The organism is Pseudomonas plecoglossicida NBRC 103162 = DSM 15088 (assembly GCF_000730665.1).
Classification (GTDB): domain Bacteria; phylum Pseudomonadota; class Gammaproteobacteria; order Pseudomonadales; family Pseudomonadaceae; genus Aquipseudomonas; species Aquipseudomonas plecoglossicida.
This window is the reverse complement of sequence record NZ_BBIV01000096.1, coordinates 1-648: the sequence shown is the minus strand read 5'-3', so window position 1 is coordinate 648 and position 648 is coordinate 1. Positions and strand designations below refer to the sequence as shown.

Annotated in this window: 1 protein-coding gene; it reads right to left on the bottom strand. The window is 57.4% G+C overall.

Annotated features, from left to right (window positions below):
- Positions 1 to 50: 50 nt before the first annotated feature.
- Positions 51 to 506 carry an REP-associated tyrosine transposase gene (locus tag PPL01S_RS24235; RefSeq protein ID WP_028625616.1) on the bottom strand — a complete coding sequence of 152 codons (456 nt, stop codon included), beginning with the start codon at positions 504 to 506 and terminating at the stop codon, positions 51 to 53.
- Positions 507 to 648 lie beyond the last annotated feature (142 nt).

The following is a 648-nucleotide window of genomic DNA, read 5'->3' as shown; positions in this document are numbered from 1 at the left end:
GGCGCTCGATTTCATGGGCGCCATCCATCCCCCGGCGAGCCCCAGGGCTATCACACCCAAACCGCATCCCAATGCGGATAATCCCCCACCTTGTCCGCTAACCCCGCTCTCAAGGGATTGGCAATGATGTACCTAGCAGCCATCACCACATCTTCTTCCCGTCGCAAAGCACGATCGTGATAACCGGCTTGCCAAACGGGAGCTGATAGGGCCCCAGCCTTGCGCAATACATGGCTGGATCGAGCCTTGAACCCCCGCATCAACGTACTCAGCGTTTCATCCTTCAACTCGATCAGCCAATGAACATGGTCGGGCATGACTACCCAGGCCAGTGACTGGCAGCTGCCTTCTTGTTCAGCCAGGCGCAGGTGCCTGATCACAGTGCGTGCATGTCGGAAATCTAGGAACAAGGGACGGCGGTGTTGGGTGACGGTGGTCAGCAGGTAGATTCTGCCGGGTTCTGAATACCTGCCGCGACGAAGTAGGCAACCTTTTGGGCTGGGCATGTGGTCATCCATGAATGGGGTTGTTCTGGATAGCCTAGCGTTGGCGATGTGTTGGGATGGGAGGGGCTTTTTTCAGGATGTGAGGGTGGGGAGCTGCCAGGTGTTCGGCGGTAGGGATTTTGCGTTTTTGAGATCGAGCGCC

Coding starts and splice junctions, on each gene's coding strand:
- PPL01S_RS24235 (WP_028625616.1), bottom strand. CDS start 506: ATGCCCAGCCCAAAAGGTTGCCTACTTCGTCGCGGCAGGTATTCAGAA.